The sequence below is a fragment of the Rothia sp. HC945 genome (assembly GCF_051370785.1).
In the GTDB taxonomy this organism is placed as follows: Bacteria; Actinomycetota; Actinomycetes; order Actinomycetales; family Micrococcaceae; genus Rothia.
In genome coordinates this window covers 214,068-236,134 of the sequence record NZ_JBFCSN010000002.1, presented here as the reverse complement: position 1 = coordinate 236,134, position 22,067 = coordinate 214,068, and the positions used below count along the sequence as shown (strand labels likewise).

General features: G+C 65.5%; 22 protein-coding genes and 1 tRNA gene. 20 read left to right on the top strand and 3 right to left on the bottom strand.

Going from position 1 to position 22,067, the window contains the following annotated elements:
- From AB0Y14_RS09620 to ilvA, 15 genes are all read left to right on the top strand, one after another.
- Positions 1-420, top strand: coding sequence for a cytidine deaminase (locus AB0Y14_RS09620; protein WP_436589039.1), 420 nt, complete (start codon positions 1-3; stop codon positions 418-420).
- Between the two features lie 50 nt (positions 421-470).
- Positions 471-1,778 (top strand): thymidine phosphorylase, encoded by a 1,308-nt coding sequence (locus AB0Y14_RS09615; RefSeq protein ID WP_436589038.1) that lies wholly within the window; start codon positions 471-473, stop codon positions 1,776-1,778.
- A gap of 76 nt (positions 1,779-1,854) precedes the next feature.
- Positions 1,855-3,651 carry a hypothetical protein gene (locus tag AB0Y14_RS09610; protein WP_436589037.1) on the top strand — a complete coding sequence of 599 codons (1,797 nt, stop codon included), beginning with the start codon at positions 1,855-1,857 and terminating at the stop codon, positions 3,649-3,651.
- A gap of 51 nt (positions 3,652-3,702) precedes the next feature.
- Positions 3,703-4,932 (top strand): adenosine deaminase, encoded by a 1,230-nt coding sequence (locus tag AB0Y14_RS09605; RefSeq protein ID WP_436589126.1) that lies wholly within the window; start codon positions 3,703-3,705, stop codon positions 4,930-4,932.
- On the top strand, positions 4,929-5,768 hold the full coding sequence (locus AB0Y14_RS09600; RefSeq protein ID WP_436589036.1) for a MazG nucleotide pyrophosphohydrolase domain-containing protein: 840 nt from the start codon (positions 4,929-4,931) through the stop codon (positions 5,766-5,768). Before AB0Y14_RS09605 ends, AB0Y14_RS09600 begins: the two co-directional genes overlap by 4 nt.
- Positions 5,769-5,914: 146 nt before the next feature.
- The gene (gene eno / locus AB0Y14_RS09595) at positions 5,915-7,207 is read left to right on the top strand and encodes a phosphopyruvate hydratase (RefSeq protein WP_436589035.1); all 1,293 of its coding nucleotides are present in this window, start codon (positions 5,915-5,917) and stop codon (positions 7,205-7,207) included.
- A gap of 111 nt (positions 7,208-7,318) precedes the next feature.
- Entirely contained in the window at positions 7,319-7,957 is a 639-nt protein-coding gene (locus AB0Y14_RS09590) for an FtsB family cell division protein (protein ID WP_436589034.1), read from the top strand.
- A gap of 42 nt (positions 7,958-7,999) precedes the next feature.
- A complete protein-coding gene (locus AB0Y14_RS09585) occupies positions 8,000-8,602 on the top strand; it encodes a DUF501 domain-containing protein (RefSeq protein ID WP_436589033.1) in 603 nt (200 codons plus the stop codon).
- A gap of 15 nt (positions 8,603-8,617) precedes the next feature.
- Complete coding sequence (locus AB0Y14_RS09580; RefSeq protein ID WP_436589032.1) at positions 8,618-9,589, top strand: Ppx/GppA phosphatase family protein; 972 nt, start codon at positions 8,618-8,620, stop codon at positions 9,587-9,589.
- Between the two features lie 3 nt (positions 9,590-9,592).
- The gene (locus AB0Y14_RS09575) at positions 9,593-11,038 is read left to right on the top strand and encodes a S8 family peptidase (protein WP_436589031.1); all 1,446 of its coding nucleotides are present in this window, start codon (positions 9,593-9,595) and stop codon (positions 11,036-11,038) included.
- Positions 11,039-11,137: 99 nt separating this feature from the next.
- Positions 11,138-12,523 carry an NAD(P)/FAD-dependent oxidoreductase gene (locus AB0Y14_RS09570; RefSeq protein WP_436589030.1) on the top strand — a complete coding sequence of 462 codons (1,386 nt, stop codon included), beginning with the start codon at positions 11,138-11,140 and terminating at the stop codon, positions 12,521-12,523.
- Positions 12,524-12,602: 79 nt separating this feature from the next.
- Positions 12,603-12,676 (top strand) — tRNA-Leu (locus AB0Y14_RS09565).
- A 165-nt stretch (positions 12,677-12,841) separates the two neighbouring features.
- Positions 12,842-13,693: a Bax inhibitor-1/YccA family protein gene (locus tag AB0Y14_RS09560; protein WP_436589029.1), complete on the top strand. Its 852-nt coding sequence runs from the start codon at positions 12,842-12,844 to the stop codon at positions 13,691-13,693.
- Positions 13,694-13,796: 103 nt separating this feature from the next.
- Positions 13,797-15,155, top strand: coding sequence for an AI-2E family transporter (locus AB0Y14_RS09555; protein WP_436589028.1), 1,359 nt, complete (start codon positions 13,797-13,799; stop codon positions 15,153-15,155).
- Positions 15,156-15,210: 55 nt separating this feature from the next.
- Positions 15,211-16,461, top strand: coding sequence for a threonine ammonia-lyase (ilvA, locus tag AB0Y14_RS09550; protein WP_436589027.1), 1,251 nt, complete (start codon positions 15,211-15,213; stop codon positions 16,459-16,461).
- 125 nt (positions 16,462-16,586) lie between these two features.
- Here the strand turns inward: ilvA and greA are convergent, their stop codons facing one another.
- Together greA and AB0Y14_RS09540 are read right to left on the bottom strand one after the other, a co-directional pair.
- Positions 16,587-17,087, bottom strand: coding sequence for a transcription elongation factor GreA (greA, locus tag AB0Y14_RS09545; RefSeq protein WP_436589026.1), 501 nt, complete (start codon positions 17,085-17,087; stop codon positions 16,587-16,589).
- 175 nt (positions 17,088-17,262) lie between these two features.
- On the bottom strand, positions 17,263-17,676 hold the full coding sequence (locus AB0Y14_RS09540; RefSeq protein ID WP_436589025.1) for a DUF4307 domain-containing protein: 414 nt from the start codon (positions 17,674-17,676) through the stop codon (positions 17,263-17,265).
- A gap of 168 nt (positions 17,677-17,844) precedes the next feature.
- Here AB0Y14_RS09540 and mca point away from each other — a divergent pair, with 168 nt between their 5' ends.
- Complete coding sequence (mca, locus tag AB0Y14_RS09535; protein ID WP_436589125.1) at positions 17,845-18,795, top strand: mycothiol conjugate amidase Mca; 951 nt, start codon at positions 17,845-17,847, stop codon at positions 18,793-18,795.
- On the top strand, positions 18,792-19,193 hold the full coding sequence (locus tag AB0Y14_RS09530; protein ID WP_436589024.1) for a hypothetical protein: 402 nt from the start codon (positions 18,792-18,794) through the stop codon (positions 19,191-19,193). Before mca ends, AB0Y14_RS09530 begins: the two co-directional genes overlap by 4 nt.
- A gap of 25 nt (positions 19,194-19,218) precedes the next feature.
- Here the strand turns inward: AB0Y14_RS09530 and trhA are convergent, their stop codons facing one another.
- Positions 19,219-19,938, bottom strand: coding sequence for a PAQR family membrane homeostasis protein TrhA (trhA, locus tag AB0Y14_RS09525; RefSeq protein WP_436589023.1), 720 nt, complete (start codon positions 19,936-19,938; stop codon positions 19,219-19,221).
- Between the two features lie 194 nt (positions 19,939-20,132).
- Between trhA and AB0Y14_RS09520 the strand changes: the two genes are divergently transcribed.
- The 3 genes from AB0Y14_RS09520 to AB0Y14_RS09510 all read left to right on the top strand — a co-directional run bounded on the left by AB0Y14_RS09520 (position 20,133) and on the right by AB0Y14_RS09510 (position 21,969).
- On the top strand, positions 20,133-20,894 hold the full coding sequence (locus tag AB0Y14_RS09520; RefSeq protein WP_436589022.1) for an isoprenyl transferase: 762 nt from the start codon (positions 20,133-20,135) through the stop codon (positions 20,892-20,894).
- The gene (locus AB0Y14_RS09515; RefSeq protein ID WP_436589021.1) at positions 20,863-21,420 is read left to right on the top strand and encodes a prepilin peptidase; all 558 of its coding nucleotides are present in this window, start codon (positions 20,863-20,865) and stop codon (positions 21,418-21,420) included. Before AB0Y14_RS09520 ends, AB0Y14_RS09515 begins: the two co-directional genes overlap by 32 nt.
- Positions 21,421-21,483: 63 nt before the next feature.
- A complete protein-coding gene (locus tag AB0Y14_RS09510) occupies positions 21,484-21,969 on the top strand; it encodes an NUDIX hydrolase (RefSeq protein ID WP_436589020.1) in 486 nt (161 codons plus the stop codon).
- Positions 21,970-22,067: the final 98 nt, after the last annotated feature.

Sequence of the window (22,067 nt, the reverse complement as noted above, 5' to 3'; positions counted from 1 at the left end):
ATGAGCACACCCCATTCCGGCGACCCCCAGTGGGAGCCTTTGATCGACGCCGCCCGCGAGGCCCTCGGTCGGTCCTACAGTCCGTACTCGAACTATCCTGTGGGGGCGGCGGGACGAGCCGAGGACGGTCGGATCGTCGTCGGGGCGAACATCGAGAACGCCTCGTACGGCGTGACGTTGTGTGCCGAATGCTCGATGGTCTCGGATCTGTTTCGCACGGGCGGCGGCAGGCTCTCGGCCTTCGTGTGCCTCAACGGCGCGGAGGAGGTCATCATGCCGTGCGGACGATGCCGTCAGCTTCTGAATGAGCACCGCGCGCCGGAGATGAGAATCCTCACCCCGGAAGGACCGCGAACCATGGACGAGGTGCTTCCTCAGGCCTTCGGCCCGCACGACGTCGCCGGATTCGTCGACCGGTAAACCTGAATCGACAACCTCACCGACCATCACGAGCAAAGGACACCTGAGCGATGAGCGAAGAATTCGACGCGGTCGACGTCATCCGCACCAAACGTGACGGCGGGTCATTGAGCACAGATCAGATCGACTGGGTCGTGGACGCCTATACGAGGGGCACGGTCGCGGACGAACAGATGTCCGCGCTGGCCATGGCGATTTATCTCAGGGGCATGGAGCCGGAGGAGACCGCTCGGTGGACGCGAGCCATGATCGCCAGCGGGGAGCGACTGGACTTTTCCCCGATCCTCGGACCGCGAGGCAAGATCGCGACTGCCGACAAGCACTCCACCGGTGGGGTGGGGGATAAGATCACTCTGCCGCTCGCACCCCTCGTGGCCGCCTACGGGATAGCCGTGCCGCAACTCTCCGGCCGGGGCCTCGGGCACACCGGCGGCACGTTGGACAAGCTGGAATCGATCCCCGGGTGGCAGGCATCCCTCAGCAACGAGGACATGATGCGGATCCTGGGGAGCGTCGGGGCCGTGATTTGCGCGGCCGGTACCGGCCTGGCCCCGGCGGACAAGAAACTGTACGCATTGCGCGACGTGACCGGAACGGTCGAGGCCGTTCCGCTGATCGCCTCCTCGATCATGTCCAAGAAGATCGCGGAGGGCACGGATTCTCTGGTCCTGGACGTCAAGGTGGGCCCGGGAGCCTTCATGAAGGACGAGGCCTCGGCGAGGCTGCTCGCGCAGACGATGGTCGATCTGGGAGGCGACGCAGGGGTGCGTACCACGGCCCTGCTGACGGACATGTCCGCCCCCTTGGGGCTCACCGTCGGGAACGCGATCGAGGTCGAGGAATCGGTCGAGGTCCTGGCCGGCGGAGGGCCCGACGACGTCGTGGAGTTGACCGTGGCGCTCGCTCGGGAAATGCTCTTGGCCTCCGGAGTCGACGAGGACCCGGCCGAAGCACTCGCCGACGGGCGGGCCATGGACGTCTGGAAGGACATGATTCGTGCACAGGGCGGAGACCCTGAGGCCGAACTTCCCACGGCACGCGAGTCCCACGTTCTGCGCGCACCGCAGTCGGGCACCTTGAGCCGGCTCGATGCCCTGGCCGTGGGTACCGCCTCGTGGCGGTTGGGGGCCGGGCGCACCCGCAAGGAGGATCCCGTGCAGGCAGGCGCGGGAGTCCGGCTGCACGCGAAGCCGGGCGACCGGGTCGAGGAGGGCCAGCCCCTGATGATCCTGCTGACCGACACGCCAGAGCGCTTCGACCGGGCCCTGAAAACTCTGGATGGCGGCTTTGAGATTTCTTCATCGAGCCCGGTGGATATCGCAAGGCCCCTGATCCTCGATAGACTGACGGCAGAATAGGGTTCAACATTCTTGTCCCGTGCGAGTGGGGCAGATCTCGAGGCGCCCGTGCGGGCGCAGAAAATCAAGGTGAGTCGTGGCTTTCAAGCTTTTCCGCAAGAACTCGGACGACGACGCCGTGCGGCGTTCGGACGATGAGCTGAACGGAACGGAGCGGCAGGAGGAAGATTCTGCCGGCTCGGAAGTTCGGGCTCTGCCGGACCGCCCCGAGCTTCCGACGACCAACGGACTGCCGGACATCGTCAAGATGATGGAGTCCGAGCGCGTGGCCACGCTCCAGCTGAATCAGCGGGGCAACGAAATGACCGCGGTCATGGACCCGAGCGAGAAGCCAGAACGCAAGACCACGGTCGATACGCAGTCGCCATGGTTCGACGCCGTGGCCAAGCTCTACACGGCGGCGCAGGCCAGCGAGAACGGTCCCTGGCGCCGTGCCGAGATCATGATCTCCTCGGTGCGCGAGGGCCGACGCTCGGTGGAGGTCGAGTACACCTACCCGAATTCCGACGAGCAGGTTCGCGAGGCCTACACGCAGACCCTGCCGACCACGCTCTCCCGCGGCGGAGAATCCGACGCTTCGGGGTCCGATGGGGCGTCCGGTTCGACGTCCGCGAGCAAGGCGGGTGCCGCGACCGCATCGGGCGCCGTCGCCGGTGGCGCGGCGGGCGCCGCGGCCGGGACGGCGGCAAGCGGATCGACGCGGAACGCCTCCACCTCGACCGACCAGGAACGTGGCGAAGCGCTCGACGCCGTTGCGGATGACGCCGAGGCGCGCAAATCCGATGCGACCGGCGAATCCGGGCGCGACGGCGAGAACGCGGTTCTGGGAACGCCCGAGGACGCCGGTTCGTCGAAGGACAGCGTGGCCTCGAACGACTCGAGGACCCAGGTCGTTTCGGGAACCGAGAAGTCTCGTGCCGTGACGGATGCTCAGAGTGCAGGAGCCGAGGCCTCCAACGGTTCGGACTCGGCCACGACCTCCTCCTTCTCCGAGGCCAACGCCAAGGGCGGACAGCCCGCCGACAAGCCGAGCAAGGACGCGACGTCGGGCGGTGCCGCCGTGGGCGGTGCGGCTGCCGGCGGTGTCGCCGCAGGTGCCGTGGCGGGTGGCGCGGCCGCTTCCGCGGGATCCGGAACCACCGATTCCTCGGCGTCGTCCTCCAAGGAGGCCGCGGCGGCCACACCGGGGCAGGATGGGACCGCGGATGCGTCCGAGCCGGTTCCCGACGTCGTCGAGGACTCCCAATGGGATGGGGAGGACGGCCGCTCGGATTCCGCCGCAGCGTCGTCGACCGTCGCGGCCGATCTTCCGGATTCCGTCCCCTCGACGGCCGATCAGACCGACGTCGCCCCCTCGTACTCGAGCTCCGAGCAGACCGGGCCGCAGAAGCCCTCGACGACCCAGCTGGCTCCCGGCAATCTCGTGCTGACCGAGGCCGACGTGCTGAAGCGCATCGGAGAGGCCCAGAAGACCCTCTTCGGCCCGAACGGTACGGCGAGGGACGTGTCGACCGTACTGATCCGCGTGCGTGCACTCGGGTCCTACTACGACGCCCTGACCCACGTGCGTCGCAACGGTTTCTGGGACCAGCGGAAGACCTTCGACCTCATTCCGGAGGAGGCCCTGCACATCCTGGAGCTCAAGTCGGACTCCTACCAGGAGGGCGCGGGGTCGCCCATCGCCATGATGTTCCGTTTCACTCCCGGTGTTCCGCCGCAGGTCTCCTTCTCCTACGAGGACGAGGAGAGCTTCGTGAAGTACAAGGACCGCCTGCCGGCCCAGCAGTACATCGAAGAGTTGCGGATGTTCCCGAGGACGGGTGCGAATATCCCGGAGCACATGACCGATGCGCTCACCCAGTGGAGCCTCTGACCCGAGGATGACCGTACGGATGACGTGGCGGCTCGTACCGTGAGCGCCCAGGTGGTGACGCCGTGGCCCGAACCGGCCCATGACGAGGGGTGGTTCGCGTCCCTCCCGAAGGTCTGCCTCCACGACCACCTGGACGGCGCGCTGCGCCCGACAACCGTGATCGAACTGGCGGCCGAGATCGGGCACGAGCTTCCGAGCCGTGAGCCGGCCGGGTTGGAGGAGTGGTTCGCAGCGGCGGCCGATTCGGGATCTCTCGCGAGGTACCTCGAGACCTTCGAACACACCGTCGCGGTCATGCAGTCCGTGGCGGCACTCGAGCGGGTTGCCCGCGAGTACGTTCTGGATTCGGCGACCGACGGCGTCATTCACGGCGAGGTCCGGTGGGCACCGGAGCAGCATCTCGGCCGCGATCTGAATCTGGACACCGCGATCCAGGCGGTCGACCGGGGCCTTCGCGCCGGGGAGGCGGAAGCCGCCGACCGCGGTCGACGCATTTCGGTCCGTCAGATCATCTGCGCGATGAGGCAGAACGATCGTTCGCTTCAGGTCGCGGAAGCGGCGGTGCGGAACGCGAACCGCAGCGTCGTGGGTTTCGACCTGGCCGGCCCGGAGGCCGGTTTCCCGGCCTCGTCGCACCGTGATGCACTCGAGTACTGTGCCCAGAACTTCCTTCCGGCCACGGTGCATGCCGGCGAGGCGGACGGGCTCGAATCGATGCGTCAGGCCTTGTTCGATGGCAGGGCGTTGAGGATCGGTCACGGGGTACGCATCGCGGAGGATCTCAGTCCCCGCGAGCCGCGCGGAACATTGGGAGAGAACGTCTCCCGGTTGCCCCGCCGCCGCGATCTCTCGCCGCCGCCCGCGACAGCGGTCTACGCCCTCGGGCCCCTCGCGTCCTGGGTCAGGGACCGGCGAATTCCCCTGGAACTGTGCCCGTGCTCCAACCTCCAGACCGACGCCGCCCCGAGCCTCGACGGGATCGGCAGGGAATATCCGGCGGGGGAGCGGCCCAGGGCCAAGAAGTACTCGGAACACCCCTTTGAGCTGCTCAGGGAACTCGGATTCGCGGTGACGGTCAATCCGGACAACGGGCTGATGTCGAGGACCTCCATGACCCACGAATTCATGGAGCTGGCCGGGGTCTTCGGATACGACCGGGAGGATTTCCGGGCGCTGACCCTGACCGCGGCCGAGGCCGCGTTCCTTGCGGCCGATGACCGTGACGATCTCATCGACCGCGTCATGGCCGGATATTCCGACGCGCCGGTGGTCGGGTCATGAGGCGACCTCACCATTCGCCCGAAACGGCTTCCGGAGACGACCGGCCGACGGCCGAGTCTGCCTTCGCGGACCTGGTGGCGCTCATGGATCGGCTCCGGTCTCCCGGAGGGTGCCGCTGGGACGGTGAACAGACTCACGAGTCCCTCGTGCGGTACCTGATCGAGGAAGCCTACGAGGTCGTCGAAGCGATCGAGGCGCCCGGCGGCGTCGACCGGGCGCTGCTGCTCGAGGAACTGGGCGACGTCCTGCTCCAAGTCGTCTTTCACGCACGGGTTGCCGAAGAAGCTGAGGACGGCTTCTCGATCGTGGACGTCATCGAAGCGCTGAACTCGAAGATGGTCCGCAGGCACCCGCACGTGTTCGAAGACCGGGCAACCACGGACGGTCCCCAGGCGGGCGCCTCGGGCGACGACGGCCTGGAAGCTCTGACTCGACGATGGGACGAGATCAAAAAGGCTGAGAAACCGGACCGCAAGGACCCGTTCGACGGCATCCCTCCCGCCTTGCCGGCGCTCGCCCTGGGAGAGAAGACCCTGAACAAGGCGGCCAAAGCGGGTCTTCCCCTTCCGACAGACACGACCCCGGTGCCGTCGGCGGCACCGGCGTCGCCCGTGGAACCGGTGCAGGGGCACAGGGCTGAGGAACCCGGCGAGCGGTCCGCACGTGAGGTCTCGCCGGAATCGGTGGTCCCCGGCTCCGCCGACGAGGCAGAGCAGCGCATGGGACAGGATCTCCTGCGCATGGTGGCCAGAGCGCGGGGTCTCGGGGTCGATCCTGAACGGGCCCTGCGGCGTGCCGTCAGGGGCTACGTGGCACAGCACCGTGGGAATGCCTGACTTCATGTCCGATTGTGTGGGAATTCGATACGATGACCTCGGATATCGGTGCCGTCACGGGGGAGAAGTTCAGAATTTCCCACAAACTCACTAGGCTCGGTATCGAAGAGCCAATTCATTCTTCACGATTTTCTAGGAGCATTCAGATGGCTATCATCATCGACGTCCACGCGCGCCAGATCCTCGATTCCCGAGGCAACCCGACCGTCGAGGTCGAGGTCCTGCTCGATGACGGAAGCTTCGGCCGCGCGGCCGTGCCGTCCGGCGCCTCCACGGGTGAGTTTGAGGCGGTCGAGCGTCGTGACGGGGACAAATCCGTCTACCTCGGCAAGGGCGTTCTGGACGCGGTCAAGGCAGTCATCGATGAAGTTTCCGAGGTCGTCATCGGCATGGATGCGGCCGACCAGCGGGCCGTGGACGCCGTGATGCTCGAACTCGACGGAACGGACAACAAGGCCAAGCTCGGAGCCAACGCGATTCTGGGCGTTTCTCTGGCCGTGGCGCGCGCGGCGGCCGAGGCCTCCGATCTTCCGCTCTACAAGTACCTTGGTGGGCCGAATGCGCACGTTCTGCCGGTGCCGATGATGAACATCCTCAACGGTGGGTCTCACGCGGACTCCAACGTGGACATCCAAGAATTCATGATCGCCCCGATCGGGGCCCCGACTTTCGCCGAGGCGCTGCGCTACGGTGCTGAGGTCTACCACAGCCTCAAGTCCGTGCTGAAGGAACGCGGCCTGGCCACGGGTCTGGGAGACGAAGGCGGTTTCGCGCCGAACCTTGATTCCAACCGCGCCGCCCTCGACCTGATCGTCGAAGCGATCAAGAAGGCTGGCTATGCTCCGGGCAAGGACGTGGCCCTCGCGCTGGACGCCGCCTCCTCCGAGTTCTACAACAAGGAAGACGGCACCTACTCCTTCGAAGGCGGCCGGAAGACCGCCGAAGAGATGACCGCCTACTACGGCGAGCTCGTGGACGCTTACCCGCTCGTCTCGCTCGAGGACCCCCTGGACGAGGACGACTGGGAAGGCTACAAGACCATCACCGAACAGCTGGGCACCAAGGTCCAGATCGTCGGCGACGACCTCTTCGTGACCAACCCGGAGCGCCTCAGCAAGGGCATCGAACTGGGGGCCGCGAACGCCCTGCTCGTCAAGGTCAACCAGATCGGTTCCCTGACCGAAACCTTCGACGCCATCAGCATGGCGCAGACCCACGAGTTCCGTTGCATGGTCTCGCACCGTTCCGGGGAGACCGAGGACACGACCATCGCGGATATCGTGGTCGCGACCAATTCGGGCCAGATCAAGAGCGGCGCGCCCGCCAGGTCCGAGCGCGTGGCCAAGTACAACCAGCTCCTGCGCATCGAGGAGGAGCTCGGCGCGGCCGCCCAGTACGCGGGTGCGGCTGCTTTCCCGCGTTTCGGCGCCTCCCAGTGATTCCTGAGGGATGACCGCTCCGACGCCCCGCCGGGTTCCTCCCGGCGGGGCGTCTTTCGGTAGAGTAAGGGCTCGAAAGCTTCTTCCCCCGCCCCGAGAGGTTCGATCGCTATGAAGAATCCCTTCGCCGCCGTATCGCGCCGCCTCCGTTCCGGGCAGGGCCGAGCCAAGGGAACCTCCACGGCGGACCCGGCTCAGGAACGGGAGACCCCGGGCGCGGGCAAGACAACGGCGAAGGAGCCGTTCGGATTCGGCTCGTGGCGGCAGCGCCGCGTGGTCGAGCGTGCGGACGCGGAGGACGCCGCCACGTCTGACGAGAACCAGATGGGTCGCGAGGACTGGAGCGACGTCGAAGAAGCCCCCGAGCCTGTCGCGGCCAGGTCCTTTTCGGGACGAACGGTCCTGCTTCTGCTGATCGTGCTGGCACTGGTCGTCCCCCTGGCGCCCACGGTGCACCGCTATTTTGCCCAGCAGGCCGAGATCAACAGCCTGGAACAGCAGATCTCGGGGCTCAAGGATGAGCAGAAGGATCTCAAGGACCAGAAGGATCGCTGGAACGACGACGACTACGTTCGCCAGCAGGCCAGGGAGCGCCTGTCCTACGTCAGCCCAGGTGAAACCCCGTACATCGTGACGGGCAAGGACAAGTCCAGCGACCAGGCGGACGATTCATCGGCCGAGGCGGTCATCTCGAGCCCACCCTCTTGGGGTGAGAATCTCTGGTCCTCACTGTCCCAATCCGCCGAGTGACCCCTTGGCAACCGTGAACGATCTATCCCGCGAAGGAATCCGGTGACTCAGAATCCAGCCCCTCATCAACCCCGAGGGTTCGGCGCGAGCCGGGACACCCTCGCACCGACCGAGACGGACCTGCTGGTCCTCTCCCGGGAGCTGGGGCGTCCGGTGCGCGACGTCGTCGAGATCCCGGCGCGTTGCGTGTGCGGGAATCCGCTGGTCGCCGCCACGGCCCCCCGCTTGTCGAACGGTTCCCCGTTTCCTACCGTGTTCTATCTTGCTCATCCGGTCGTCACGCAGGCCGCCTCACGGTTGGAGGCCGCGGGGCTCATGTACGAGATGACCGACCGGATCGCCCAGGACAACGACGTCGCAGACGCTTACCGGGCCGCACACCGGAATTATTTGGCGGAGCGGGAGCGGGTCCGTCTCGCATCTGGTACGGATCCCGTGCCTGAGATCGAGGGGATCTCTGCCGGAGGGATGCCGGAACGGGTCAAGTGCCTCCATGCGGTGCTCGGGCACACGCTCTCGGTCGGCACGGGCATCAATCCCTTCGGGGACGAGACCCTTCGCGCGATCGAACAGTGGTGGACCCCCGAACGCTGCGCGTGCGACCCCGCGTGGCGCCGTGACGAAGAGTTGTCGAACGAGTCCTGAGGAGAACGAGAGAATATGCGCGTCGGCGCCATTGACTGCGGTACGAATTCCATTCGCCTTCTCATCGCGGATGTCACGAAGGCGTCCTCGGAAGGGGAACCTTCGGTCGTCACCGACGTCGTCCGCGAAATGCGCGTCGTGCGCCTCGGAGCGGGGGTGGACGCCACGGGCTGGCTCGCCCAGGACTCCTTGGACCGCACCTTTGCCGCGGCCGAGGAATACGCGCAGCTGATCAAGAAGCACAAGGTCAAGCACGTGCGGATGGTCGCGACCAGCGCGACCCGCGATGCGGGAAATCGTCACGCGTTCGTCGAAGGGATCAACCAGCGCCTCGGCGTCGTTCCCGAGGTGATTTCGGGATCGGAGGAAGCCGAGTTGTCCTTCCGGGGCGCGGCCGCGACCATCGGGCCCGTGGGCGAGGGCCGGGACCTGGTCGTCGACGTGGGCGGCGGCTCCACCGAGTTCGTGCTCGGGGACGCCTCGGGCGTGCTCGCCTCACGGTCGGTGAACATCGGTTGCGTGCGTCTGACCGAGCGCCACCTCAGCTCGAATCCACCGACGGACGGCCAAGTGCGCATGCTTCTGGGCGACGTCGACGTAGCGGTCACGACCGTTCTCGAGGCCGTCCCCATGCGGACGACCACGAGGCTGGTCGGCGTGGCCGGATCGGTCACGACCCTGACGGCCTACGCCCTGGGGCTCTCCGAGTACGACGCCGAGCGCATCCACGGCAGCGAGCTCAGCATCGACGCCGTCTCATCGGCCGCCGAGGCTCTGACTCGCATGACCCGTGCCCAGAGGGCCGAGCTCGGCATCATGCACGCGGGACGTGCCGATGTCATCGGGGCGGGCGCGCAGATCTGGGCGCGGATCGCCGAACGGGTCGCCGAAATCACCGACGGCGCGGTCACCACGTGTCTCGCCAGCGAGCACGACATCCTGGACGGCATTGCGCTGTCCGTGGCCGAGGCACGGAAACGGACCTGAATCATGGTGCGGCACGGTTGGGCCCTCCGGTGGCTCGCGGCTCTGGCGGTCGTCACGATCGCCTCGGCCGTTCCGGTCGCGGCCGCCGACGCTGAGTCGGGGCCTTCCGCGCCGTCGTCCTCCGACCGCACGGACGAAGAGGTCAGGAAGCGTGAGTACTGGCTTGACGAACTGGGTATTCGCTCCGCGTGGAAACAAGCGACCGGAAAAGGGGTCAAGGTCGCGGTGATTGATACGGGCGTCGATGGCAATCACCAGGATCTCTCCGGCAATGTGCTGGACGGCAAGGATGTCTCCGGGGGAGGCAGCGCGGACGGCTGGAAGCCGGTCGGCGCGGAACCCGAGCACGGAACCCTCGTGGCGTCGATGATCGCTGGACACGGCCACGCGGGCCGGGAGGGCGATGCGCAACCGGGAGGCGAGCCCGGCCAGGGGCTCGGGATGATAGGTATCGCCCCCGAGGCGAACGTCGTTCCGATCTCGGTATGGCTGGGCACACAGAATCCGGGGAACGTGTCGGTAGAGGACCAGATTCCCCGCGCGGTCGAGGAAGCGGTCGATTCCGGGGCGAAAGTCGTGAACCTCTCGGTCGGATCGTCGAAGACGGACTGGCCAGAGCGCTGGGACAAGTCATTCCAGTACGCCCAGGATCACGACGTCGTGGTGGTCGCCTCGGCGGGGAACCGGGGTTCGGGAGTGACGCAGGTGGGCGCCCCGTCGACCATTCCCGGGGTGGTTTCCGTGGGCGGCGTGGACCGCCAGGGCAAGACGTCCTGGGACTCCTCGGCGCAAGGGATTTCCTTGGCCGTTGCGGCGCCGAGCGAAGACCTCATCGGTGCCCTGCCGAACAACAAGTACGGTCTCTGGTCCGGAACGTCCGCCTCGGCGCCGATGGTGTCGGGTCTTCTGGCGCTGATGAGGCAGAAGTACCCCGACGAGTCGTCCGCACAGATCATCCAGCGACTCATCGACACCGCCGAAGACCGCGGAGAGAAAGGCCGGGACCCGCAGTACGGATACGGGATGATCGACCCGATGGCGGCCCTGTCGCGCGATGAGGATGTCTCCGGCACGCGCAAGAATCCTCTGGGATCCGTGGCGTCCTGGGCCAAGGTCCATCGCAGGGCGGACCCGACGGACGAGCCCAGCGAACCCCCTGTTGAAGAACACCAAGCCGGGGAGCGCATAGACCCCGTGGCAGCTCCTGAGCCCGCGCCGGGAAACCACGTGAATCTGCTGTTGCCGATCGGTCTCATCGCCGCCGTGGCCGGATGGATGTGGCTGCTGGCCTCCGGGACGGTCGCTCGGCTACGACGCGTGCTGGGGTCGCCGCCCCACCCGCCGATGCGGATTTTGGCCGAGAGTTTGGGATGGACCAGACGGCGGACGAAGGCCGAACGCACCGAAACGAAAGAACGCAGGTCAGATTTCTGGGGCCCGAGGCAATAAATCGGTGAAACCCGAATGGCGGCGTAAGGTCTTTGGTGACAACATTGGGAGTCGAGACCCTCGCAGTCCACGTGTATCCAAGGGAGTAGCATTTCTACCATGTCTTTTAACCAAGTTGCGAATGACCGCCCTCGTATTCTCATCGTCGGCGGCGGATACGTCGGCTTCACCGTTGCTAGCAAGATCCAGAAGGCCATCAAGGCCTCGGGCGGCGTCGTGACCGTGGTGGATCCCAACCCCTACATGACTTACCTTCCCTTCCTGCCAGAGGTAGCTGCCGGAAACGTCGAGGGGCGCCACGCGACCGTACCGCTGCGCCAGCACCTGCAGGACTGCGAGATCCTGGGTGCCAAGGTCGAGAAGATCGATCACGAGTCCAAGACGGCCACCGTGCGCGGCAACGACGACGGCGACACCTACGAACTCAAGTACGACCAGGTGGTCATCGGCGCGGGCTCCGTGACCCGCGCCTTCCCGATCCCCGGTCTGGCCGAGAACGCGATCGGCATGAAGACGATCGAGGAAGCCGTGCACGTCCGCAACTGGGTCCTCGACCGCATCGAGACAGCCTCCTTGCTCAAGGATGAAGCCGCTCGACGTCGGGCACTGACCTTTGTGGTGGTCGGCGGCGGGTTCGCCGGCGTCGAGACCATCGCCGAACTGGAGGACATGGCTCGGGCCGCGGTGGCGCGCAACTCGCGCCTGCGGGTCTCCGACCTCCGTTTCGTGATGGTCGAGGCCATGGGGCGCATCATGCCCGAGGTCCCCGAGGACCGGGCCGAATCCGTGGTCGCCCACCTGCGTTCCCGCGGCATCGAGGTTCTGCTCAACACGTCCCTGGGCGAGGTCGACGGGGATACCTGCAAGCTCATCAACATGGGAGACAAGTCTCCGGCGGGTGAGGTCGAGACTCAGACCCTGATCTGGACCGCCGGAGTCATGGCGGCACCGTTCCTGAAGCAGTCGACGTTGCCGATCGACGAGCGCGGACGTGTTCGAGTGGGCGCAGACCTGCGCGTGACCGGTGACGACGGTGTGGTCGAGGGTGCGTGGGCGGCAGGCGACAACGCCGCCGTTCCGGACCTGACCGGCAAGGGCGTGGGGGGCTTCTGCGTTCCCAACGCTCAGCACGCTTCGCGCCAGGCCGTGACCCTGGCTGAGAACATCATGGCCGCCCGCAATGGTGGAGAGCTCAAGGACTACTACCACGAGAACCTCGGTGCTGTTGCCGGGCTGGGCGTCTACAAGGGCGTGGCCAATATCAAGGGCCGTTCCTTCGAAGGGCCCCTGGCATGGCTCATGCACCGCGGCTACCACGGGATGGCCATCCCGACCGTCGAGCGAACCACGCGCGTGGCCGCGAACTGGGTGCTCAGCACGGTCTTCGGGCGGGACACCTCGCCGATCCGGAACGAGCGGACCCCGCGTCGGCCTTTCGAGGAGGCCACGGGTATCGCACCGAAGGAAGAAAAGGCGCGCATCTGATCCATGATCCCGTCCTCGTGACGGTCGACAGCTGACCTATGCACCCCGCACCTTCCTGGGAAGGTGCGGGGTGCGTTTCGCCCCAGTAGCCCAATCGGCAGAGGCAGCGGACTTAAAATCCGTCCAGTGTGGGTTCGAGCCCCACCTGGGGCACCGCGCATCGCTCGATGCTCTCTCCCGAGAGCGGAATCCCGGGCTCTCGCCTGCCGCCACCTCGCGGAAATCTGTAGAATGGACGAAATCCCGGGTTCGCACGGGCCGAGCCGCTCGCAGTGTCGCGCGATTCGGGAGTCCACCGCTTGAGAATCGAGGAATCCCATGGGACGTGGAAATCCCCTGATCAGGCGCATGAACAATGATGCGCAGCGAAATGACCATGCTTATGCCGGCCAGTCGCAGTACGGCCGGAATCCCAACGCTTCGCAGGGCGGCGGTGACGCCGCATATGGGCAGGCTCCGAGTGCGGCCTCCCTGAACCAGATGTACAACGCCCCCTCGGCCACTCCTGCGGACACGCAGCGGGCCACGATGGACGACGTCGTCGTCAAGACCCTCAGCATGCTGGGTCTCATCGCCGTCGGCGGTGCGGTCGGTTGGTTCCTGGGAGGCATCGCTGCCCTCTTCGGAATCATCGGTTTCGTGCTCGCCCTGGTCGTGATCTTCAAGCGCAAGACTTCGCCCGCGCTCGTGATGAGCTACGCGGTCTGCGAGGGACTCTTCCTCGGTGGCATCTCCCGTGTCTTCGAGACCCAATTCGGCGGCATCGTGCTGATGGCCGTGGTCTCCACGCTGGTCGTTTTCCTCGGAATGCTTGCACTGTACGCGAAGGCCGGGGTCCGTATCACCGGCAAGGCGGCGAAGGTCTTGGCCATCGGGATGGTTGCCTACCTCGTGTTCATCGTCGGCAACCTCATCTTCGGGGCCTTCACCGGTTCTTCGATGCGGGATGTCACCGTTTTCGGAATTCCGCTCGGGATCATCATCGGCCTGTTGGCCGTGGTCATGGCCTGCGCGTGCCTCATCCAGGACTTCCAGAACATCGACAACGCCCTCCGCGCGGGTGTTCCGCAGAAGGAATCGTGGCGACTGGCCTTCGGCCTCATCGTGACCCTCGTGTGGCTGTACGTCGAGATTCTGCGTCTGCTCAGCTACTTCATGCCACGAAACTAGCCGCATCTTCGGGACGCATCGTCCCCTGACACGAGGCCTCGCCCTTTGGGCGGGGCCTCGTTGTTGTTTCCCCTGATCGCAACCCGTCCGTATGATGAAATCCATGAGCTCTCGTTCGAACGTGACAGCAGACAACATTTCGGAAGTCCACTTGGACAGGAAGGAGTCGTCCGATCGTCCCTCCGGCGCACCGGACATTCCTTTCGCGCTGAATGTCGCGGCCGCGTGGTCGTGGAGGGTCATCGTGATCCTGGCGACGGCCGCCGCTCTCGTGTACCTGTGCCGTTCGATCAGCACGGTGATCGTGGCCGTTCTCGTGGCCGCGTTGCTGGCGGGACTGCTCTCGCCGTTCGTGCTCTGGTTCCGCAGCAAGAAGATCCGGGCCGGATTCGCGACCGCGATCGTCGAGCTCGGCGGCATCCTGGTGGTCCTGGGCCTTCTGACGGTCGTGGGGCAGCAGCTCATCAAAGGTTTCACGGAGCTCTCGGACCAAGTGGTGGTCGGCTACCAGAAGCTCATGAGCTGGTTGTCGGACGGGCCCCTGCAGGTGTCGGTCGACCAGGTCGACCACGCCATCAGTTCACTGACCACCACGGTCAAGGAGAACTCGAGTCAGCTCATGAGCGGGGCGGCGGCCGTCGGATCGACAGCCGGCGAGGTCGGTACCGGGTTGCTGATCATGCTCTTCACCCTGATCTTCTTCCTCCTGGAGGGGGAGAAGATCTGGCTCTTCCTGCTCAAATTCGTGCCCAGAAAGGCCAGAACCGCTGTCAACGGCGCCGGACGCCGGGGGTGGCATTCCCTCGTCTCTTACGCCCGTGTGCAGGTCCTGGTGGCTTTCGTCGACGCCGTCGGGATCGGCCTGGCGGCCTTGATCCTGGGCGTGCCGCTCGCGTTCCCGCTGGGTGTGCTGGTGTTCCTGAGTTCGTTCATCCCGGTCGTGGGAGCGCTCGTCTCGGGTGCGGTGGCTGTGCTCCTGGCGCTCGTCGCCAATGGGCCGATCAACGCCGTGATCATGCTCGCGGCGGTGTTGCTGGTGCAGCAGGTCGAGTCGCATATTCTGCAACCGCTGGTCATGGGTAAGGCCGTTTCCCTCCACCCCTTGGCGGTTGTGCTCGCGGTCGCCCTGGGTTCCATGGTTCTCGGCATCATCGGTGCCCTGTTCGCGGTCCCCGTGCTGGCGGTCGTCAACACCGTGGTCCGCTATCTGGCCAATCGGGAGTGGGAGACCGACTCGAACATCCGCACCACGCCGTACGCTTTCGACTGGGAGATACAGCGTGCGCAGAAAAAGTCGGCCGGCCAGAAGGTCAAGGAGAGACTGTCGTCGGCGGCCAAGAGCCGGAGCAACGGATCGGACAACGGCTCCGCCGGGGACGGTTCCCCGGACCAGGACGCACCCGAGGTCCAGAACGCGGACGACCACGCCCGCCGTTCGACCGGCTCGGCGACCGAGCAGTAGCCTATAGGGTGGGCCAAAACCCACTACCTCCACCGTCCGCAGTAAGGATGAATCAGTGACTCCCTTGGAAGATCTTCCTGTCCATGTCGAGGACATCGCGCAGGCCACACGGCTTGTGGAGGGGACCATTGAGAGGACTCCCATTGCGCACTCGCGGGCCCTGGAACGCAAGATCGGTTCTCCGGTCCATCTCAAGTGTGAGAACCTCCAAAGGTCGGGTTCTTTCAAGGTCCGTGGGGCGTATAACCGGATAGCGCAACTCAGCGACGCAGACAAGGCGTCGGGAGTCGTCGCCGCCTCGGCCGGCAACCATGCTCAGGGTGTTGCCCTGGCGGCGTCGAAACTGGGTATCACGGCGCGTATCTACATGCCCCAGGGCGCTGCCCTCCCCAAGATCGCGGCGACCCAGGACCACGGGGCGGAGGTCATCCTCCATGGCGACAACGTGGATGAGGCCCTGGCCGAAGCCCAGAGATACGCGGACGAGACGGGCGCCGTCTTCGTGCACCCTTTCGACAACAAGCACATCATCGCCGGTCAGGGAACTCTGGGTGCCGAGATCATCGACCAGGTCCCGGACGTGGACACGATCATCACCGGCGTGGGCGGCGGCGGTCTGCTGGCCGGTGTTGCCGTCGCGGCCAAGAGTCACGAGGCGAGGACCGGAAAGAAGATTCGAGTCATAGGCGTCCAGGCCGAGCACGCGGCCGCATACCCGCCGTCTCTCGCCGCAGACGCCCTCGTTCCCCTCAAGAAGGTATCGACCATCGCCGACGGCATCGCCGTGGGGCGCCCCGGACAGATGCCGTTCTCGATCATCAAGGAATTGGTCGACGACGTCGTCACCGTGTCGGAGGACGACCTGGCCCGAGCCCTGATCTTCCTCATCGAGCGCAACAAGCTCGTGGTCGAGCCGGCCGGAGCGGTCGGCGTCGCGGCCCTCATGAACGGCAAGCTCAACGAGAAGTTCGGCAATCTCGGGTCGACCGTATGCCTCCTCTCCGGCGGCAATATCGACCCCATGCTGATGCTCAAAGTGATCCAGCGTGGTCTGTCCGCAGCGGGACGGTACCTGACCGTCAAGATCATGCTGACCGACCACCCGGGCGAGCTGAGGGACATTTCCCGAATCATTTCGGAGTGCGACGCCAATGTGACCGGTGTGGACCACACCCGCGTCGGCGGTTCTTTGTCGATGGGGGACGTCTCCATCACGATCGACATGGAGACGAAGGGGGAGGAGCACAGCAACGAGGTGCTCCAGGCCCTCGAAGCCGAAGGCTTTACCCCGATGGTCGTCGGCTGAGAGACGCTTCGGCGGCCGACGGCGGCCGGGCGGCTCCCGCGTTCTTCCACAGTTCCTCTCCGAGGCAAAAAAATCCGGTCCCGCACCTGGCGGGACCGGATTTTTATGACGTCTGGGTCGAAGGATCAGTAAGGCTTGGCCGACAGAACCTTGAGGGGGATGTCCTTGCCGTTCGGGGCCTTGTAGGACAGCTCGTCGCCGACCTTGTGGCCGTGGATGGCCTGGCCCATGGGCGACTTCTCGGAAAAGACCTGGATGTCCTGGTCGCCCACGAGGGTCTCTGCGACCTCGCGGCTGCCGAGGAGGAAGGTCAGCTTCTTGCCGCCGATTTCGGCCTCCACCAGCATGCCGGATTCGACGACGCCGTCGTCCGCGGGCTTGGCGCCGACCTCGGCGTTCTCAAGCAGGTAGCGCAGCTGGGAGATGCGGCCCTCGTTCTTGCCCTGCTCTTCCTTGGCCGCGTGGTAGCCACCGTTCTCACGCAGATCGCCCTCGTCTCGAGCGGCCTCGATGCGATCGACGATTTCCTGGCGCTTCGGGCCTTCGCGCTCATCGAGTTCCGCCTGCAGGCGGTCGTAGGCCTCCTGAGTGAGCCACGTGCCGTTTTCGGTGGTTTCTTCTGACATGATGTCTCCTTGGTGTGACACCGCAGCCACGGACGTTCCGTGGTGGTTCCGGCGGGCGGTTTCCCTCCTGCGCGGCGTCTGTACGGATAGATAAAACCCGCCCGGGCAAACCCGTGGCGGGAGACGTCAAGGTTCCATTGTAGCTAGTGACGTACGGAACTGAAAACCTGCCGACTTAGTCCGCTGACCAGCAGGATTCCACGGTCGCGGTGTGCGCTTGGGACGTGGTGCGCAGGTTGACCCGATGGGACGACGTGTCGTTGTTGAGCTGGTCCGCGGGGACCTTGCCGACGGTGATTTCTTTCCACCCGACGATTGCGTGCTGGTCATTCAGGGCCTGGATCGCGCAGGTCACGGTCTCGTCATCGTCCTTGGTCAGCTCGAAGTCCATGGTCACCGAGTCGGCCCGCGAATCGTCGAAGCTGACCTCCTTGTAGGAGGGTGCGTGGGAATTGCCGTAGGCCAGCCATGCGACGAACGCCATGCACACGACCACTGCAAGGGCCGCAACGGCCCACCACGTGCGTTTGGAGAGGTGACGCGCAGAACGGCCCTTGCCGTAACGCTGGTCTAGAGTGGTAGTGGTCAATTTTCGACGAACCTGTTCATAGTCTGCGGGACCGTTCGGCCGGCGCGCACACGGACGTGGAGCGCGGCGAACGGCGGCCGGGAATTACTCTCTACTGTATCGAAAAGAATGAGGTGTCAGTACGTGACAAGCGCTCAGGAATCCGACGCGACGCAACCGACGGGCTCGGTGCAGCACCAGCTCGAGTCGGACTGCACGGGCCTGAGGATCCTTGCGGTTCACGCCCATCCCGACGACGAATCCAGCAAAGGTGCGGCGTCGATGGCAGCTTATGCCCGGCGTGGCGCCCGCGTGATGGTTGTCTCGTGCACCGGCGGGGAGCGCGGATCGATTCTCAACCCCGGCGTCGAAGAAAACCGAAGGTCGCATTGGGACCTGGCCGGGCTGCGTCACCGAGAGATGGCGGGAGCCCGCGAGGCGCTCGGCGTGGAGCACCGGTGGCTGGGATTCATGGACTCCGGACTGCCCGAGGGCGATCCCTTGCCGCCTCTGCCCTGGGGTTGCTTTGCGAAGACCCCGCTCGAGCGTGCCGCTGCGCCGCTGGTTCGCATCGTTCGGGAATTCCGCCCGCACGTCATCTTGGCCTACGACGAGAACGGCGGGTATCCGCATCCCGACCACATCATGGCCCACAAGGTCGCTGCTGAGGCGTGGGAGGCCTCGGGCGACCCGCGCCGTTACATCGCCGAGGGGGACGCGTGGGAACCGCTCAAGCTCTACTACGACCGTGCCTTCGACGTCGATCGGTTCAAAGCACTGCATGAGGCCCTGGAAGCGCGAGGTATGCACTCGCCGTTCGCCGAACGCATCGCCCGGTTCGCCGAGTCGGAGCCCGAAGGAGCGCCGCCGGTGTCCCGCCACCAGACCACGACCCGCATTCCGTGCGCAGACTGCTTCGACGTGCGTGACCAAGCCTTGAAGTCCCACGTGTCACAGGTCGACCCGGACGGTTTCTTCTTTGCCGTCAGCAACGACCTCCAGCGCGAAATCTGGCCGTACGAGGACTACGTACTGGCCGCAAGCAGGGTCGAGGCGAATCTCCCGGAGTACGACTTCGCCGAGGGCATCGACTACCGCCAGACACCGGAGACTCGCAGAGGAAATGACCAGACCGCATGATGCTCGTCAGCCACACCGTTCTCAACGCAACCGCAGGGATTCTCGCCGACGGTGAGTCCCCGAGCCTCAAGCCCGGTCTTGACGCCAACCAGGTCTCGCCGGGGGTCATTGGCTTTCTGCTGACCCTTCTGCTGGCGGTGCTCATCATCTTCGTGGCGCTCGACCACACCCGACGCCAGCGGCGGCTGAAGAACCGATTCGACTACGCCATGGCTCGTGAGCAAAAGGAACGCGAAGCCGCAGAGAGCGAGGCGGCAACACACGGTGACCGATCCGGCGACGCTTCCGAGACTCACACCGCGGGCCCCGCCCAGGATGTTTCGGCGCGTGATGACTCGGCCGACGATTCACCGCACGACGACGCCGCGAACAGCACGGGCCGCACCCCGACGGACTGACACGAGCCCGCGTGGCGCACGCGAATCAGGCGTACAAGGAGAACACCACGCCGGTGTAGTGACTCGCGAATCCCAAGATCGTGCATGCGTGGAACAGCTCGTGGAACCCGAAGACCCTGGGAGAGAGCACCGGTCGTTTGAACGCATAGAAGACCGCGCCGGCAATGTAGAAAACGCCCCCTGCGCAGATCAGGAGCGTGGCCACGGGGCTCACGGACCAGAAGTCTCCGAGGAAGAACAGCGCCATGAGGCCCATCACCACGTACAACGGGGTGTAGAGCATCCTCGGAGCGCCGGTCCAGAACACGCGGAACACGACGAGCAACAGCGCACATCCCCAAATGGTCCAGAGCAGAATCACCGATTTCGGCGGACTGAGCATCGTGACGGCCAACGGTGTGTACGTCCCCGCGATGACGAGAGAAATATTGGAATGGTCCAGTCTCTTGAAGAACATCCGTGCCCTGTCCCGCCAGTAGCCACGGTGGTACATCCCCGAGACGCCGAAGAGGACCACGCTGGTCAGGGCGAAGACGGCGCATGCGGCCGAGCGGGCGCCTCCGCCTGCGAGAACGATCAGGACGATGCCGGCCGCGAAGGCCACCGGGGCGAACGAGGAATGGAGCAGCCCCCGCCACAAGGGCTTGCGCTCAACGGCTTCATGGAACCGTTCGGCCGTCGTATTGGCGACGCCCCCGGCTTTGTCCGTGGCCGACCGCACGGTGGAACGGTGCGAGGAATCCATGGCTGCTGGGGTCCTTTCAGGAGCGGGCTGGTGATATGCAGTCTATGAGGAACGGTTGCGAACCACCTGTGAGGCTGTGGACACGGATCTCGGAGCCCATCAGGAGAAGGTACGGTTAAGTCACCAAGGGACTCCGCCCAATTATCCCCGTGGCAAGGGATCCCAGCATATGCCGCCTCGGACAAAGGACCATTATGAAGCTAGTCAAGCCTCTGTACAGCGTGTACGAGCGCAACCTGGCGGCTTCGATCCCTTCCGAGCGCTTGCCGCACCACGTCGGAGTGATGGTGGACGGGAACCGCCGGTGGGCGGCCCTCATGGGCCAGACCACCAAACACGGTCATCAGAAGGGTGCCGAGAGGATCATCGAGTTCCTCGGGTGGTGTCGTGAACTCGGTATCGACGTGGTCACGCTCTACATGCTCTCGACCGAGAACTTGAAGCGCCCCGCTTCCGAACTCGGTGACCTCGTCGGAGTGATCGACGATCTGCTGCGTGAACTCGGGAAAAGCAGGATCGCACGGCTCCAGCCGGTCGGGGCACTGAACCTTCTCCCTGACGGGCTTCCGGAGACGGTGGCGAGCGTGACTGAGCAGACCGCCGACGTCGAGGGCCTGCACGTGAACATCGCGGTCGGCTACGGCGGACGGCAGGAAATCGTCGACTCGGTCCGCGAACTCCTGAGCGATGCTGCGCGGGAAGGCCGCGACATCTCCGATGTGGCCGAAAGCCTCACCGCGGATGATATTTCCAGTTACCTCTACACTCGCGGTCAACCGGATCCTGACCTGGTGATTCGCACTTCGGGGGAGCAACGGCTGTCCGGATTCATGGTGTGGCAGTCCGCATACAGCGAATTCTATTTCTGCGAGGCGCTCTGGCCCGATTTCAGGCGGGTGGACTTCCTCCGCGCGCTGCGCGACTATGCAGGACGGCAACGCCGCTTCGGCTCGTAGACCCGTGGTCGCGCTGATCGGCTCATGGTGGCACGAAGGGGCGCACGGCGTCCTGCCGGCCTCCCTGGGATCGGCCTGCGTGATCATGTACTTGGTTTCCGTCGCCAGGCTGAGCCTGGTCGACGTCCTTCACCACCGGTTGCCCCGGGTATGGGTTCACCAGTTGTCGCTGGTCCTGGGCATTGGCCTGCCCGCTTCCGCGCTGTGCGGGGGAGAGCCTGCTCGTGTGCTGACCTCGGCGGCCGGGGCACTGGGGACGAGACTTCTCTATGGCACGGTCAGGGCCCTGTCGCCGGCCTGGCTCGGCAGGGGAGACGTCCGCCTGGCGCCTGTCCTTGGGGCGGCCTGCGGTTTCGTGTCGCCGGTCCACGCGGTGGCGGCCGTGGTGCTGACATTCGGCGCGTGCGGGGCCTGGGGTACGTTCCTCGTGCTCAGTCGCCGTGCCCGGCCCCACGATCGCATCGCGATGGGTCCATGGATGAGCGGATGCTCGACCCTGGTCTGGCTCGCTCTGCCGCCGACCTGACGTGGCCTCCCGCGGGTAAGGTGGGCACGAATGCCGACGTCGCCGCCCAAGGAGTGCGTACCCATGCCCACACCGGAATTCATTCTGTCCCTGCGCGAGAAGATCGGGCACGACCCCCTGTGGATGCCGGGCGTCACGGCCGTGGTGTTCAACGAAGTCGGTCAGGTGCTGCTGTGCCGTCGGTCCGACAACGGCGCCTGGACCCCGATCACCGGCATTGTCGATCCGGGGGAGGAACCCGCGGTGACGGCCGTGCGCGAGGCGGAGGAGGAAGCCGGCGTCGTGATCCAGGTCGAGGGACTGGCCTCGGTCAAGGCCAACCCGCCGCAAACCTTTCCCAACGGGGACCAGGCGCAGTTTCTCGACCTGACCTTCCGGTGCCGATACGTCTCCGGCGAGGCACGGGTGAACGATGAAGAATCGACCGACATGATGTGGGCTGATCTCGACGACCTGCCACCGATGAACGACCGCATGCTCGACCGGTTGCGGTCGGCATCCTCATTCTCGGGAAGGACATGGTTCTCGCTCGATGGGCTGGATACCTGACCGTCGGGGGACCTCTCCCCGCTCTCTTCCGCACGAGGTGCCCGAGGAGGCCAGATGGTGTAACTGATCGTGATGATGAGGTCGATGACGACGGGCGA